Here is a 15,361-nt window from a genome sequence, read left to right on the forward strand (position 1 = left end):
TTCATGCTGCTGTTGCTTGGAGGTTTTCTCATCCTGATGCTGCTCGGCGTTCCCGTGGCGATTGCGATGGCCGCGTCGTCGCTGCTCTACATCCTGGTCAGCGGCGTGACGCCCGACGTCACGCTGGCGCAGCGCATGATCGCCGGCGTCGAGAGCTTCCCGCTGCTCGCCGTGCCGTTCTTCATCCTGGCGGGCAACCTCATGAACATCGCCGGCGTCACCGGGCGCATCTACAAATTCGCCGTCGCGCTGGTCGGCTGGATGCGTGGCGGCCTCGGCCACGTCAACATCATCGGATCGGTGATCTTCTCCGGCATGTCCGGCACCGCGATCGCGGATGCCGCTGGCCTCGGCACCATCGAGATCAAGGCGATGAAGGACCACGGCTACTCGACCGAGTTCTCGGTCGGCGTCACCGCGGCCTCCGCGACGCTCGGCCCGATCATTCCGCCATCGCTGCCCTTCGTGATCTACGGCATGATGGCGAACGTCTCGATCGGCGCGCTGTTCCTGGGCGGCGTCATTCCCGGTGTCGTCCTGACGCTGTTCATGATGGCCACGGTCACCTACTTCGCGCACAAGAACAAATGGGGTAGCGATACGCCGTTCTCCTGGCCGCAACTTGGCTCGGCGGGGGTCGAGATCGTCATCGTGTTCTCTTTCCCGATGGCGATCTGGTTGATGACGCTCTCCGGCCTCTCGACCAACATGGCTGTTGTGATCGGCCTCGGTGCGCTGCTCGCGATCGACTGGTACTTCGACTTCTCCGCGGTGATGGCGCTGATGGCGCCGGTGATCCTGATCGGCGGCATGACGCTCGGCTGGTTCACGCCGACGGAGGCCGCGGTTGCCGCGGTGATCTGGTCGCTGTTCCTCGGCCTGGTGCGCTATCGCACCATGACGCTGAAGACGGTGGCCAAGGCGACCTTCGACACCATCGAGACCACGGCCTCGGTGCTGTTCATCGTCACCGCCGCCTCGATCTTCGCGTGGCTCCTCACGGTGTCGCAGGCCGCGCAGATGCTTTCGGACTGGATGCTCAGCATCACCCACAACAAATGGGTGTTCCTGGCGCTCGCGAACATCCTGATCCTGTTCGTCGGCTGCTTCATCGACACGACGGCCGCGATCACTATTCTGGTGCCGATCCTGCTGCCGATCGTGCTCAAGCTCGGCATCGATCCGATCCACTTCGGCCTGATCATGACGCTGAACCTGATGATTGGCTTATTGCACCCGCCGCTCGGCATGGTGCTGTTCGTTCTGGCCCGCGTGGCAAAACTCTCGGTCGAGCGTACGACGGTCGCGATCCTGCCGTGGCTGGTGCCGCTGATGCTCGCGCTGATCGCGATCACCTACATCCCCGAACTGACCCTCTGGCTGCCAAAATACATGGGACTTTCCAAATGACCTCCTCAGCTCTCGCCGCAACCCTGTTCGGCCCCGAAGATCTGCGCATGATCGAGCATCCGCTCGACAAGCTCGCATCCGGCATGGTGCGCATCCGCTTCGGCGCCGGCGGTATCTGCGGCTCGGACATGCACTATTTCCGCCACGCCCGGACCGGCGATTTCGTGGTGAAGTCGCCGCTGGTGCTCGGCCACGAGATTTCCGGCGAGGTGGTCGAAATCTCTGGTTCCGCGTCGAACCTGAAGGTCGGCGACCGCGTCGCCGTCAATCCGTCGCGCTGGTGCGGCCATTGCGTCGCCTGCCGCGAGGGCCGGCCGAACCTCTGCGAAAATATCTATTTCATGGGCTCGGCCTCGAAGACGCCGCACATGCAGGGCGGCTTTGCCAACTATTTTGATGCGATCCCGGCGCAGTGCGTGAAGATCCCTGACCATGTGTCCTATCAGGCCGCGGCGCTCGCCGAGCCGCTCGCGGTCTGCCTGCATGCGGTCGCACGCGCCGGCAACATCGAGGGCAAGCGCGGGATCATCTTCGGCGCCGGTCCGATCGGGCTGTTGACCATGCTCGCCGCGCGTCGCGCCGGCATCGCCGACATCACGGTGGCCGACATCGCGCCGGCGCCGCTCGCGTTCGCGAGCCGGCTCGGCGCCGATCATGTCGAGAATGTCGGGGGCGGGGAAGAGGGCCTGAAGGCGCAAGCCGCCGCGCGTCCCTACGACGTGGCCTTCGAGGTCTCGGGCACGGCCGCGGGCCTTGCCAGCGCAATCGGCATCGTCAGGCGCGGCGGCACGGTGGTGCAGATCGGCAATTTGCCGGGCGGACAGATTCCGGTGCCGGCGAATGCGGTGATGGCCAAGGAGATCGACCTGCGCGGCTCGTTCCGCTTCGGGCTCGAGTTCATGACGGCGGTGGAACTGATCGCGGCCGGCAGCGTCGACGTGCTGTCGCTGGTCACCGCCGAGCGGCCCCTGTCGACCGCGCCGGACGCGCTGCGGTTGGCGCTCGATCGCTCGCAGAGTGTCAAAGTCGTGCTGACCGCGAACTGATCCGGGGAGAACGCGCATGATGTTGCAGGGATGGCGCTGGTACGGGCCCGACGATCCCGTGTCGCTGGACGACGTCAGGCAGGCCGGTGCGACGGACATCGTCTCGGCGCTGCATCAGGTGCCGATCGGCGAGGCCTGGACGCGCAAGGCGGTCGAGGAGCGCAAGAACTTCATCGAACAGGGCCAGCCCGGCCGCTCGCCCCTGACCTGGTCGGTGGTGGAATCGATTCCGATCCCCGACGACGTCAAGCGTCTCGGCGGCAAGGCGACCCGCTCGATCGAGGCGTGGATCGCGAGCCTTGAAGCGGTCGCGGCCGCCGGCATCAAGATCATCTGCTACAATTTCATGCCGGTGGTCGACTGGTGCCGCACCGATCTCGAATGGGAGCTGCCGAACGGTGCCCGCGCCATGCGCTTCGACCAGGACCGCTTTGCTGCTTTCGAGCTGCACATTCTGAAGCGCCCCGCGGCACTCCAGGAGTATTCTCCGGAGGCACAGGCGCGAGCGAAAGCGCTCTTCGACAAGATGAGCCAGGCCGACATCGATTACCTCGTCATGGTCATCGCCAGCGCGCTGCCCGGCTCGACCACCGAGCCTATGACCATCCCGCAGTTCCGCGACCGGCTCGAGCAGTATCGCGACATCACGCCGGAGATCCTGCGCCGGCATCTCGCCGAGTTTTTGAGCCGCGTCGCGCCGGTGGCCGAGCAACTCGGCGTCTCGCTGACGCTTCATCCCGACGATCCGCCGCGACCGCTGTTCGGGCTGCCGCGCGTCGCCTCGACCGCCGTCGACTATCAGGCGCTGTTCGACGCCGTGCCGTCAAAGGCCAACGGCATCTGCCTGTGCACGGGTTCGCTCGGCGCCCGCGCCGCCAACAATCTGCCTGAGATGGCCGAACGCTTCGGCCCGCGCATCGCGTTTGCGCATCTGCGCGCCACCAAGCGCGAGCCGGACGGCCTGTCGTTCTATGAGTCCGACCATCTCGATGGCGACGTCGACATGATCGCGGTGCTGAAGGCGCTGCTGAAGGAGAACGCGCGGCGTTCGCCGGACAAGCAGATCGTCTTCCGTCCTGATCACGGCCATCGCATGCTGGACGATCTCGCCGCCACCAAGCGCACCAATCCCGGCTACACCGCGATCGGCCGCCTGCGTGGCCTCGCGGAGCTCCGCGGCGCCATCCGCGCGATCGAGCATCAATAGGAGACCTGCGGCTCCATCAGGCGAGAAATCGCTGCGATGGCGGCCGCCAACAGCTCCGGCGGCGTGATAGGCAAGATGATCCACGTGCAGAGCATGCCGTGAGCGGAGATGAGAAATGCGCCTGGCACAGTGTCATAACTTCCACGACTTCCGGCGGCTGGCGCGCCGCCGGCTGCCCGGCCCGATCTTCGACTATATCGATGGCGCGGCCGACGATGAGACGACCCATCGCCGCAACAGCGCGAGCTTCTCGCATTGCGACCTGCTGCCCAACGTGCTGCGCGGCGTGCAACAGGTCGATCTCTCGGTCACCATCATGGGCCAGAAGCTCGCGCTGCCGTTCTACTGCTCGCCGACCGCCTTGCAGCGCCTGTTTCATCATGACGGCGAGCGGGCCGTCGCCGCTGCCGCTGCGCGCTACGGCACCATGTTCGGCGTCTCCTCGCTGGGCACGGTTGGCCTGGAGGAATTGCGCAAGGCCCACGACACGCCGCAGGTCTATCAATTCTATTTCCACAGGGATCGCGGTCTCAACCGCGCCATGATGCAGCGCGCCAAGGAGGCGGGCGTCGAGGTGATGATGCTGACGGTCGACAGCATCACCGGAGGAAATCGCGAGCGCGATCTGCGCACCGGCTTCAGCATTCCCTTCCGCCTGACGCTTGCGGGCATGCTGCAGTTCGCGATCAAGCCGATGTGGGGCATCCAGTATCTCAGCCACGAGAAATTCGGGCTCCCGCAACTGGAGGAGCATGTCGACATGAGCGGCGGCGCCATGTCGATCGGCCGCTATTTCACGGAAATGCTGGATCCCGCGATGAATTGGGACGATGTCGCGGAGATGGTGCGGACCTGGAACGGGCCGTTCTGCCTGAAGGGGATCATGTCGGTGGAAGACGCGCGCCGCGCGGTCGAGATCGGCTGTGCCGGGATCGTCCTGTCCAACCATGGCGGCCGCCAGCTCGACGGCTCCCGCTCGGCTTTCGATCAACTCGCCGAAATCGTGGATGCCGTGGGCGACCGCATCGACGTGATGATGGACGGTGGCATCCAGCGCGGAACCCATATCCTGAAAGCGCTGTCGCTCGGGGCCAAGGCGGTCGGGCTTGGACGATACTATCTCTATCCGCTCGCCGCCGCCGGACGGCCCGGCGTCGAACGAGCCCTCGGCCTGCTGCGGGCCGAGCTCGAGCGCGACATGAAGCTGATGGGGTGCACGTCGATCAGCCAGCTATCGCGCGCCAATCTGCGCTTCCGGCCCGGGTAGCGCGCCGTGATCGGCCGGCATCAATAGCAGGCGGCCATCGCGCCGAGCTTCGGATAGAGCCGGTCGATCGCCGCGAGCTCGCTTTGCATCTGCGCGATGATCCAGTCGCGAATCTCGGCGGCGATCGGGCGCATCGGCCGGTTGCGCGGCGGGAGGAATTCGCAGATGCGCAGCGTCGTGGTGAGCGCGTCGGAAGCCGGCACCAGTGCGCCGGTCAATAGCCAGTGCGAGGTCACCGTCAGCCAGCCGAGCGCGATGCCCTGGCCGAGCAGGGCGGCCTGCACCACGACGGCATAATCGGTGAAGCTCAGCGCCTTGGCCGCACCGCGGCGTTTCGTGAGAAATGATGAATAGTCCGCCGCCCAGTCGCCGGGCGTGTCGGCAAGACGAATGATGGTGTTGCCTTCCGCCGGCCCGGTCTCGCCGAGATAGGCAGGGCTGCACACCGGCAGCATGACCTCCTTCATCACCAGCGTGCCGCCGGACGATGGCTCTTCGCGGTCGCGGAAGCGCATGCCGAGATCGACATTCTCCACCGGCCCGCGCAGTGCGCCGGAGATGAGCTGGAAGCGCAAATCGACCTGCGGAAACTGTCGCTGGAGCTTGTCGATGCGCGGCATCAGCCAATGCGTGGTGAAGGCGGAGGAGACCGACAGCGTCACCGTCTCGGTGCCTTTGCGGCGGCGCTCGATCTCGACCAGCCCGGTCTCGATGCTGCGAAAGCCCTCGAGCACCCGGCGATACAGGAGCTCGCCTTCCTCGGTCAGCACCGCGCGGCCCGCTGTGCGGTCGAACAGGCGTACGCCGAGATGCTCCTCGAACTGGCCGAGCATGCGGCTCACCGCGGGCTGGGTGACGTTCAGTTCGGCAGCAGCGGCCGTGAAGCTGCCGTTGCGCGCCGCTGCGTCGAAGACGAACAGGGCGTTACTGGAAGGCAGCATGCGGCGCAGTTCAGGCATAACGCCATGTTATGAGGCCGGTAACAATTTGGCAATTGCCGAGTTCTGCCAAGTCTGGTGTCATTGGCATGACAGCCTATAGATAAGGCTCGGGAGAGACGATTGGGTGCGGTGCACGCTGCAATCATGAGTGCTCCGGAACTCTGTCTATAAAGCAGGCTTATGGCGTGCAGTGAGGCGCGCTGTTGCAGGACATGACGGGGTCGATCGTTGGGCAAACGAGCGGAAAGCGTCGAGATCAGGTCCGCGAGCAAGGCTTACGGCGCGGTTCGCGCCCTCGATGACGTGTCCCTCAATGTCGGCGCCGGCGAGTTCGTCTCGCTGCTCGGCCCGTCCGGTTCGGGCAAGACCACGCTGCTCGGCATCTTGGGCGGCTTCATCCTGCCATCGTCAGGCTCGATCCATTTCGGCGGCCGTGACGTCACCTACATGCCGCCGCACAAGCGCGACCTCGGCGTCGTCTTCCAGAACTACGCGCTGTTTCCGCACATGAGCGTCGGCGAGAACGTCGCCTTTCCGCTGCGCGCACGCCGCCTGCCGAAGGCGATCTGGCCGGACAAGGTGCGCGCGGCGCTCGCGATGGTGGGCCTTGCCGGTTATGAAGAGCGCGGCATCGCGCAACTGTCAGGCGGCCAGCGCCAGCGCGTGGCGCTGGCGCGCGCGATGATCTTCGAGCCGCGCCTGATCCTGATGGACGAGCCGCTTTCCGCGCTCGACAAGCAGCTGCGGGAATCCATGCAGATCGAGCTGCGCACGCTGCACAGACGCATCGGCGCCACCATCATCTACGTCACCCATGATCAGCGCGAGGCGTTGACCATGAGCGACCGCGTCGCCGTGATGAAGGACGGCCGTCTGATCCAGATCGACCAGCCTGAACGCCTGCACGACCATCCCGCGGATTCCTTCGTCGCGAGTTTTATCGGCGAGGCCACGCTGCTGCCTGTGCGCCGCATCGATGCCTCCAGCGTCGCGCTCGGCAACGCCCTGCTGCGCAGCGCCCGCGCGATTCCCGACGGCGATGCGCTGATGCTCGCCGTGCATAGCGAAAAGCTCCTGATCGACGACGGCGCGACTGACGCTGCCTGCAACCGCTTGACCGGCACCGTCACCGACATCGTCTACCAGGGCGAGAGCCTGCGCATTTTCCTCGCACTGCCCGACGGCACCGCGCTCAGCCTGCGCCAGCCGAGCTACCACCAGGCCTACCAGCGCATTCCGCCGCTCGGCGGCAGCCTCACCGTCACCCTTCACCCCGAGGACACCATCGTCGTCCCCAGGGCGAGCGACTAGCATCCAGCCTTTTCCAAAACCGAGAGAAGAAACCAAAATGTCGTCAGCAGCCTCGTTCAGCAATTTCAAGGTCCTCACCTTCGACGTCGTCGGCACCTTGATCGATTTCGAGACCGGCGTGCTCTCCGCGGTGCGCAGGATCTCGGGCAAGTCGCCGGCCGAGCTCAGCGACGACAAGATCTTCGAATCCTACAAGCGCGGACGCGACAAGCACCACGAGCGCTCGAGCGAGGTGATGTTCCACGTCTACCGCTATCTCGCCAAGGAGCTCGGGCTTGCGGCCGATGACGCCTCCTGCGACGTTTTCCAGCTTGCCGTGCTGCGCTGGGGGCCGTTTTCGGATTCCGTCGAAGCGCTCAAGCGCCTGCGCACGAAATTTCGCCTGGTGGCGATGACCAATGCCGACCGCGTCGCGCTGTCCTGCTATGCGCATGCGCTGGGCAATCCCTTCGACGACACGGTGTGCGCCGATGACACCGGCGTTGCAAAACCCAATCCGGAATTCTTCGCCTACAACAAGGGCCGGCAGTCCGCTTTCGGCTACAAGCAGTCCGATATCCTTCACGTCGCGCAGAGCCAGCACCACGACATCGGGATCGCGCGAAAGCTCGGCTACAAGGTGTGCTGGATCGAGCGCCGCCAGGGCATGGCCGGGTTCGGCGGCACGCCCGCCGTGGAGACGCTGACCAAGCCGGACTTCCATTTCCCGACCTTGAAGGCGCTCGCCGACGCGGCGATCGGACCGGCAGCGTAACGCATGAGCGGCGGCATGACACGGGACTGGAGCGCATTGCCATCGGCCAACTCGCTGTGGGCAGCCACGGCCGAGCCGGCGCGCGACTTTCCTGTCCTGTCGGGCGAGCAACAGGCGGATGTGGTGATCATCGGTGCGGGCTATACCGGGCTATCGGCGGCGCACCACATCGCCAAGAGCGGTCTCGCGCCGATCGTGCTCGAGGCCAACCGCCCCGGCTGGGGCGCGAGCGGCCGCAATGGCGGCGTGATCACCGCGAAGTTTCGCCTGTCGTTCCGCGAGATCGACGCCGTGCACGGCCGCGCCATGGCGCAGCGCATGTACGAGATCGCGCATGAATCCACTGACATTGTCGAAGAGCTCGTCTCCGAGTTCGGCATCACCAGCGCGGCGTTGACGCGCGCCGGTCAGGTCAAGGCCGCACACAACGAGACGACGCTGAAGGCTGCGATCGACGAAGCCGGCTGGATGAAGCGCGAGATGGGGGATGCGGAGGTCCGCATCCTCGACAAGCGCGAAGTGCGCGACGAGACCGGGTCCGACATCTTCGCCGGCGGCGTTCTCAATCCCGGCTCCGGCGGCATTCATCCGCTGAACTATCTGCGCGGCCTCGCCGATGGCGTGGCGCGCCGCGGCGTCGCCATTTTCCAGGAATCGCCGGTGCTGAAGCTTCGACGGGCACAGCACGGCATCGTCGCCGAAACGCCGCACGGTGCGGTGCGCGCGAAGCAGGCGATCATCGCCACCAACAGCTATTCCGACCTGACCGGCGCCACCGCGCACATGCAGCGCACGCTGATTCCGTTCCGCAGCGCCATCATCGCCACCGATAAGCTGCCGCGCAATCTGGCCGGGCGCTTGATGCCGACGGGGCGCACCTACACCGAAACCAAGCGCATGATGCGCTGGTTTCGCATGGTCGATAACCGCGTGATCTTTGGCGGCCGCGGCGCCTTCGGCAAGCAGGATTCCGAATCCGCTTTCGATGCTCTGCGCAAGGCGATGATCGGCATCTTCCCCGATCTCGCCGACGTCCCGCTCGCGTACAAATGGTCGGGCCTGGTCGGCATGACGCTGGACTCGGTGCCGCATATCGGCCGGCTCGACGATCGCGCGCTGTTCTCGATGGGCTACAACGGCGCCGGCGTGGCGATGTCGAGCCTGATGGGCCGCTATCTCGCCGCCTTCGTGCGCGGTGAGACGCCGGAGGTCGGGCTGCTCGATGCGCGGCGCCTGAAACCCATTCCGTTCTATCCGTTGCGCGAGCCTGCCGTGCGCATGGTCGCCGGCTGGTATCAGTTTCTCGACGCGATCGGTCAGTGAGATCTAGTTTGGCGACAGAGGAGGCGAGGATGACGACGAAACGGCATTTTGGATTTGGCTATGCTTTATTGGGCGGATCGCTCGGATTGTTCGCAACGACCGGCATCGCCGCCGCTGCCGAGCAGATCACCTTTGTCTCGCAGGGCGGTGCCTATCAGCAGGCGCAGACGGTCGCGATCCTCGATCCTTCCGCGAAGAAGCTCGGCATCACCATCAACCAGGATTCCATTCCCGATGCCTGGCCGGCGATCAAGACCCAGGTCGGCAGCGGCAAGCCGATCTGGGACGTCGTCGATACCCCGACCGGCTACTGCCTGCGCGGCGGCGAGCAGGGGCTGATCGAAAAACTCGACTTCTCGAAGATGCCGAATGCCGCGGCAATGCCGGAGGCCTATCGCAGTCCCTATTCGGTCTCGTACGAGTTCTACTCCAGCGTCCTGGCCTACAGCCAGAAGACGTTCCCGAAGGACGCGCCGAACAGCTGGGTCGACTTCTGGGACGTGAAGAAATTCCCCGGTCGCCGCGCGCTGCGCAACCATCCGATCGCCACGCTCGAAGCGGCGCTGATGGCCGACGGCGTCGCGCCGGAAAAACTCTATCCGCTCGACGTCGACCGCGCCTTCAAGAAGCTGGAAGAGATCAAGCCGCATATCACGGTGTGGTGGACCTCCGGCGCGCAGTCGGCGCAGCTTCTCAACGATGGCGAGGTCGACATGGAAATGGCCTGGAACGGCCGCGTCAGCGCGGTCGCGAAGGAAGGCGCAAAGGTCTCCTTCACCTACAACCAGGGCATCTTGCAGAGCACCTCGCTCTGCATCCTCAAGGGCGCGCCAAATCTCGAGACGGCTGTGAAATTCTTGAACGAAGCCGTCAATCCCGTGCACCAGGCCAATCTGCCGCTCAACATCGATTATGGCCCGGGCAACCCGAAGGCGTTCGAGACCGGCGTGATCAAGCCCGAGCGCGCCGCGCAATTGCCGAGCGAGCCGGCCAATGCGGCCAAGCAGGCGCTGATGTCCTACGCGTGGTGGTCCTCGCCGGCCGGCGAGGCGGCCGAAAAGCGCTGGGCGTCGTTCATGCAGAAGTAAGCGAAGCGAGGCAGCGTTGACGACATCCATGCCGGATTCATCGCAAAAGCATCAGCGCCGCGAGCATGGCCTGATGCTGGCGCTGGTGTCGCCGGCGCTGCTCGTGATCCTGCTCCTGATCGTGCTGCCGGTCGGCTGGCTCGCCTGGCAGTCGATCTACCATGACGGCTTCACGCTGGAGAATTATCGCCGCATCTTCACCGAAGATATCTATTGGCGCAGCTTTGCGCTGACCTTCGAGATCAGCCTTGCGGTGACCGTGCTTGCGCTGCTGCTCGGCTATCCCGTGGCCTACCTCGCCAACGCCGTGCCGAAAGGGTGGAGCATCGTCATCCTCGCGCTGGTCGTGTTGCCGTTCTGGACCAGCGTGCTGGTCCGCGCCTACGCCTGGCTGGCGCTGCTTCAGCGCACCGGCGTGATCAACCAGCTCCTGCGTTATCTCGACATGATCGGCGAGCCGCTCGCGCTGGTCCACAACACCTTCGGCACGGTGGTTGCGACCGTGCATATTCTTCTGCCGTTCATGGTGCTGCCGCTCTACGCTACCATGCAGAAGATCCCGGCCGATCTGATGCAGGCCGGCGCCAGCCTCGGTGCCAGCCCGTCGCTCACTTTCGTCCGCGTCTTCCTGCCGCTGTCGCTGCCGGGCGTGCTGGCGGGCTGCACCATGGTCTTCGTGCTTTGTCTCGGCTTCTACATCACGCCGGAACTGCTCGGCGGCGGCCGCACCGTGATGGTGTCGATGCTGGTGAGCCGCAATGTCGAGCTCTACAACCAGTTCGGCGCGGCGAGCGCGGTCGCGGTGGTGCTTCTCGTGAGCGTGCTCCTGATCTTCGTCGCCGTCAGCCGCTTCATTTCGCTCGATCGTATGTTGGGGCAGAAATGACGCGCCTTTCGCCCGCCCGGATTGCCCTCTATGTGATCAGCGCGCTGGTGCTGGTCTATCTGATCCTGCCCGTGTTGATCATCGTACCGATCTCGTTCTCCAGCGCGCGCTTCCTGACCTTCCCGCCGCCGTCGCTGTCGCTGCGCTGGTATCAGCAGTATTTTTCCAATTCGGCCTGGATGCAGGCGACGCGGGTGACGCTGATGGTCGCGCTTCTGACCGTCGTGATCGCGACGCCGCTCGGGGTCTCCGCCGCCTACGCCATCAGCCAGTCGAAGCTGCGCATCATGCGGCTCGTCCACATGATGCTGCTGCTGCCGCTGGTGGTGCCGATCATCATCACCGCGGTCGGCATCTTCTTCGTCTATGCCAGGGTCGGCCTGGTTGCGACCCTGCCGGGCCTCGTGCTCGCCAATGTGATGCTGGGACTGCCTTACGTCGTCATCTCCGTGCTGGCGGGCCTGCAGAGTTTCGATCCGGCGCAGGAGATGGTCGCACGCAGCCTCGGCATGGACCGGCTGCGCAGCTTCTTCGCGGTGACGCTGCCGCAGATCAAGTCCAGCGTGGTCGCGGGCGGCATCTTCGCCTTCATCTCGGCGATGGACGAGACCATCGTCGCGCTGTTCATCTCCGGCGGCCAGTACCAGCCGCTGACCAAACGCATGTTCACCGCGCTCCGCGACGAGATCGACCCGACCATTGCCGCGATCTCGACGCTGATGACGGCGGCTTCGTTCATGCTGGTATTGCTGGCGAGCACGCGGCAGAAGAAGAGCGGGTGAGGGCGCGCCAACAAAAAAGTCGAAAACAACCCCATGCACAGTAGAACGGCTGCTGCTGGCAGGATGCTTCGCGCGGCGATGAAACCGTTGACTCGTCGGGCAAAACAGGCAGACAAATGCACCATCGCGCGGACTCGATGCTGCGTCCGCAATGACGATGTTGAGGCAGATGTGTGCGACATCCTCCATTATCGTCCTGGCGAAGCCAGGACCCATTACCCCAGGGAGTGGTTTCGCGACGATTGGTCCTTCGGGATTAGAGCGTGTATTCATAAATCGAGGTTCGTGAGCGCGGCTCGACCCATGTCCGCTAACCGGCGAATTGCAGACTCAAACCGGACATCGCCTCAGGTTCGAAAACCTGCACACTTCCCTACATGATCCCCGCGCGGGCCGGTCACAGCTTCCGGGACAGCGGGCACTACGGGCGACTTGAGGTAACCGATGCCGCTACCCACTTGGTGAGCGCATCCGTCCGCTGTTCGTAGCTCTCTGGCCGAGCGGAGAGCTTCAAGATTGGGTATCGCCACAAATCTACCAGTTGATCGACTAAGTTCGCATACTCGACAAGCATCTGATCCACGCCTTCAAGACCGGAAAGAGCTCGCGACTGCATCCATGGCGATCGCTGGGTCAATTCGATCAGGTAGCTCTTCCAAGTTGGGTCTCGCTTTCGAGCGATTTCACTTATGGCTTCTAGAGGGTTGTTCTCCCGGAAGTAAATCAGCCGAGCTTGCACGTATCCCAGCCGCTCCTGCAAATCTGACCAAAAATGCAAAATTGTCATTCGCGGCGCGTCCAACTGAAATAGGACCCGAACGGTGCTCTGTATGGGATGGCTTTCAAAGACGTGCAGCACATCACCCCCAGCAGTCTCCAAGAAGGATTCCAGCTTCCTGAGCGCGGCAGCCGCAAACGAGTCAGCCGAATGTGTCTCGTGAATGTCTGCGAACCCTGCACCTACAGGGTCGGGCGTGCCTACCAGCAGAGGATGGTTCGGAGTGATCTCGGCGAACACTCGGCTATTGTGGATGTGGCCGCCGACTGCCTTCGCGGCCATGCTCTTACCGGAACCCGGAAGGCCATCAATAAACAAAATGTGCGGGCGCGCGATCATGCGTTTCCGAGTAGTGAGAAGTTCTCTGTGCTATCACGGATCGGGTCACACGCGGACCTCGGCTGAAGCTCGCCACTAGTCTGCCAAGACCAGTAGGCGACATTTCGTGCCTGACCTGATATGCAAAAGGTTGCGCAACGGAGACGGCCCGTGGCTGTTGCCATGTGCGCGTCGAAGGACCTTTTCCTATGTTGCGTAATTTGGCAGGTTTGGTCATCGTGATCTTGACAGCCGTTATCTATTTCGCGGACTTCTACCTAAATATAAAAGCGGCAAAAAGGCGAGTATTGGTTTGGAGAAGAGGTTCGACATACTGGTTCATTCGTTCGAATGGAATGGGAGGGGTCCAGAGAAGGGCGCGGCTTGTTTGGATGCAGCGGCTCGGGTACAACGAACCTGAAGCAATGATCCTTGCGAAACATCAGTCGCGCATTGGGCTTATGGGTATGACTGCCTTCGCCGTTCTCGGAGCGATTGCCGCTACCCTTTTCCAATACTTCAATCTTTAGCGAGAGCAAGTCCAGAGTCGCTCCGTGATCTGGCGATCTACTTTGCTCTTCCACTGCCTGGCACGCATCTCGTCGTTGGTCCGATAATGGGATGGTCCGGCCGTGCTCCGGCCCTGCCAGCACGACAAGCTGGCAAGGGGCGCCCAAGACAGGAGCACGCCATGTCTCAGAAACTCAGCTCAGCGATCGCCGTGATAGGCATCGATATCGGCAAGAACTCGTTCCACATCGTGGGCCACGATCAGCGCGGCGCAATCGTGCTGCGGCAGAAGTGGTCACGCGGCCAGGTAGAAGCACGGCTCGCCAACCTGCCAGCGTGCTTAATCGGTATGGAGGCCTGCGTCGGCGCGCATCATCTCAGTCGCAAGCTCCAAATGCTCGGCCACGACGCCCGACTGATGCCCGCGAAATACGTGCGCCCCTATTCGAAGGGACAGAAGAATGACTTCCGTGATGCGGAAGCCATCGCCGAGGCTGTCCAACGCCCGACCATGAAGTTCGTCGCGACCAAGACCGCCGACCAGCTCGACCTGCAGGCGCTGCACCGCGTGCGCGAGCGATTGGTCGGTCAGCGTACCGGCGTCATCAATCAGATCCGTGCGTTCCTGCTGGAGCGGGGCATCGCCGTGCGGCAAGGCCTGCGTTCGCTGCGGTCCGAGTTGCCGGGTATTCTCGCGACGCGCACCGATGTCCTCGCGCCTCGCATGTTGCGCATCATCGAGGACCTGGCAGGAGACTGGCGCCGACTGGACGCGCGCATTGAGGACCTCTCCAGCGAGATCGAAGCATTGGCTCGTCAAGACAAAGGCTGCGAGCGACTGATGACGGTCCCGGGCATCGGCCCGATCATCTCGAGCGCGATGGTAGCCGCGATCGGCACTGGAGACGTGTTCTCGAAAGGCCGCGACTTCGGCGCCTGGCTTGGACTGGTGCCGAAGCAGATATCGACAGGCGACCGCACGATCCTCGGCAAGATATCAAGGCGCGGCAATCGCTACCTGCGCGTTCTGTTCGTGCAAGCCGCGTGGGTTGTGCTGGTCAAGGTCAAGTGTTGGGAGCGCTATGGCCTCAAATCTTGGATCGAAGCCGCCAAGAAACGATTGCACCACAACGTGCTGGCGATTGCGCTCGCCAACAAGCTCGCCCGCATCGCCTGGGCGGTTCTCAACAAGGGGCGCGCCTTCGAGTGCGTCAAGACAGATGAGGTGGCGTCCCGACCTGCTTGATCCTCGCGCCGTGCTCGGGGCCGTCAAGGCGCAGCCTGGCAGCGGTCGAGCAAGCCGTCAGGACAGCACGACGGCCGGCCTTGACGGCCCTTGCGCGCGGCGCGTCTGCGCGCGCAGGCCGGGACGAAGGAACGACCGCCAGGCACGAACAAAGGAACAGTGCGAAGTGAGGAGCTATCGATGACGTAACCAACATCCCTTACCCGCCGAGGTCTGCGAGAGGATGAGACGACGATGGAGAATCGGTCTTCCCGGCGCATGCGAACACTGGTGACCCGAATGGCCCCTTCGAGGCCTGTCCGCTAATTAGCTCGAATGCGCGCTGATATCCATGATGGCCCGGAGCACAACACGCTCCAATCAGAGGCCGGATACATTGATGCAAGACCGCATCTGCCAGGTTGACGAAACCTCTTGCAACGCGCGGCCGGACCATACATTCGGGTCAATCGCGTCGCTTTGACATATCTGCAGCATGTCCGCTATCCGGCCCA

At 63.7% G+C, this 15,361-nt stretch carries 13 protein-coding genes; 11 read left to right on the forward strand and 2 right to left on the reverse strand.

Going from position 1 to position 15,361, the window contains the following annotated elements:
* Positions 1–3: 3 nt before the first annotated feature.
* From IVB18_RS08820 to IVB18_RS08835, 4 genes are all read left to right on the forward strand, one after another.
* A complete protein-coding gene (locus IVB18_RS08820) occupies positions 4–1,410 on the forward strand; it encodes a TRAP transporter large permease (protein ID WP_247988794.1) in 1,407 nt (468 codons plus the stop codon).
* Positions 1,407–2,456 carry an L-idonate 5-dehydrogenase gene (locus IVB18_RS08825; protein ID WP_247988795.1) on the forward strand — a complete coding sequence of 350 codons (1,050 nt, stop codon included), beginning with the start codon at positions 1,407–1,409 and terminating at the stop codon, positions 2,454–2,456. The genes IVB18_RS08820 and IVB18_RS08825 overlap by 4 nt, the downstream gene beginning before the upstream one ends.
* 16 nt (positions 2,457–2,472) lie before the next feature.
* Positions 2,473–3,663, forward strand: a complete 1,191-nt coding sequence (gene uxuA, locus IVB18_RS08830; protein WP_247988796.1) for a mannonate dehydratase — start codon at positions 2,473–2,475, stop codon at positions 3,661–3,663.
* A gap of 115 nt (positions 3,664–3,778) precedes the next feature.
* Entirely contained in the window at positions 3,779–4,930 is a 1,152-nt protein-coding gene (locus IVB18_RS08835; RefSeq protein ID WP_247988797.1) for an alpha-hydroxy acid oxidase, read from the forward strand.
* A gap of 20 nt (positions 4,931–4,950) precedes the next feature.
* Here IVB18_RS08835 and IVB18_RS08840 read toward each other — a convergent pair whose 3' ends face one another.
* Positions 4,951–5,889, reverse strand: coding sequence for a LysR family transcriptional regulator (locus IVB18_RS08840; RefSeq protein WP_247988798.1), 939 nt, complete (start codon positions 5,887–5,889; stop codon positions 4,951–4,953).
* Positions 5,890–6,099: 210 nt separating this feature from the next.
* Between IVB18_RS08840 and IVB18_RS08845 the strand changes: the two genes are divergently transcribed.
* The 6 genes from IVB18_RS08845 to IVB18_RS08870 are packed head-to-tail and all read left to right on the forward strand — an operon-like array spanning position 6,100 to position 12,015.
* Complete coding sequence (locus tag IVB18_RS08845; protein ID WP_247988799.1) at positions 6,100–7,182, forward strand: ABC transporter ATP-binding protein; 1,083 nt, start codon at positions 6,100–6,102, stop codon at positions 7,180–7,182.
* Positions 7,183–7,219: 37 nt separating this feature from the next.
* Positions 7,220–7,936 (forward strand): HAD family hydrolase, encoded by a 717-nt coding sequence (locus IVB18_RS08850; protein ID WP_247988800.1) that lies wholly within the window; start codon positions 7,220–7,222, stop codon positions 7,934–7,936.
* Positions 7,937–7,951: 15 nt separating this feature from the next.
* Positions 7,952–9,259, forward strand: coding sequence for an FAD-binding oxidoreductase (locus IVB18_RS08855; protein WP_247988801.1), 1,308 nt, complete (start codon positions 7,952–7,954; stop codon positions 9,257–9,259).
* Between the two features lie 29 nt (positions 9,260–9,288).
* Positions 9,289–10,347: an ABC transporter substrate-binding protein gene (locus IVB18_RS08860; RefSeq protein WP_247988802.1), complete on the forward strand. Its 1,059-nt coding sequence runs from the start codon at positions 9,289–9,291 to the stop codon at positions 10,345–10,347.
* 28 nt (positions 10,348–10,375) lie between these two features.
* Positions 10,376–11,233, forward strand: a complete 858-nt coding sequence (locus tag IVB18_RS08865) for an ABC transporter permease (protein ID WP_247988803.1) — start codon at positions 10,376–10,378, stop codon at positions 11,231–11,233.
* Complete coding sequence (locus IVB18_RS08870; RefSeq protein WP_247988804.1) at positions 11,230–12,015, forward strand: ABC transporter permease; 786 nt, start codon at positions 11,230–11,232, stop codon at positions 12,013–12,015. Before IVB18_RS08865 ends, IVB18_RS08870 begins: the two co-directional genes overlap by 4 nt.
* Positions 12,016–12,436: 421 nt before the next feature.
* Here the strand turns inward: IVB18_RS08870 and IVB18_RS08875 are convergent, their stop codons facing one another.
* On the reverse strand, positions 12,437–13,132 hold the full coding sequence (locus tag IVB18_RS08875; protein WP_247988805.1) for a hypothetical protein: 696 nt from the start codon (positions 13,130–13,132) through the stop codon (positions 12,437–12,439).
* A gap of 670 nt (positions 13,133–13,802) precedes the next feature.
* Between IVB18_RS08875 and IVB18_RS08880 the strand changes: the two genes are divergently transcribed.
* On the forward strand, positions 13,803–14,867 hold the full coding sequence (locus IVB18_RS08880; RefSeq protein WP_247988806.1) for an IS110 family transposase: 1,065 nt from the start codon (positions 13,803–13,805) through the stop codon (positions 14,865–14,867).
* Positions 14,868–15,361 lie beyond the last annotated feature (494 nt).

This window comes from Bradyrhizobium sp. 186 (assembly GCF_023101685.1).
Taxonomy (GTDB): Bacteria; Pseudomonadota; Alphaproteobacteria; order Rhizobiales; family Xanthobacteraceae; genus Bradyrhizobium.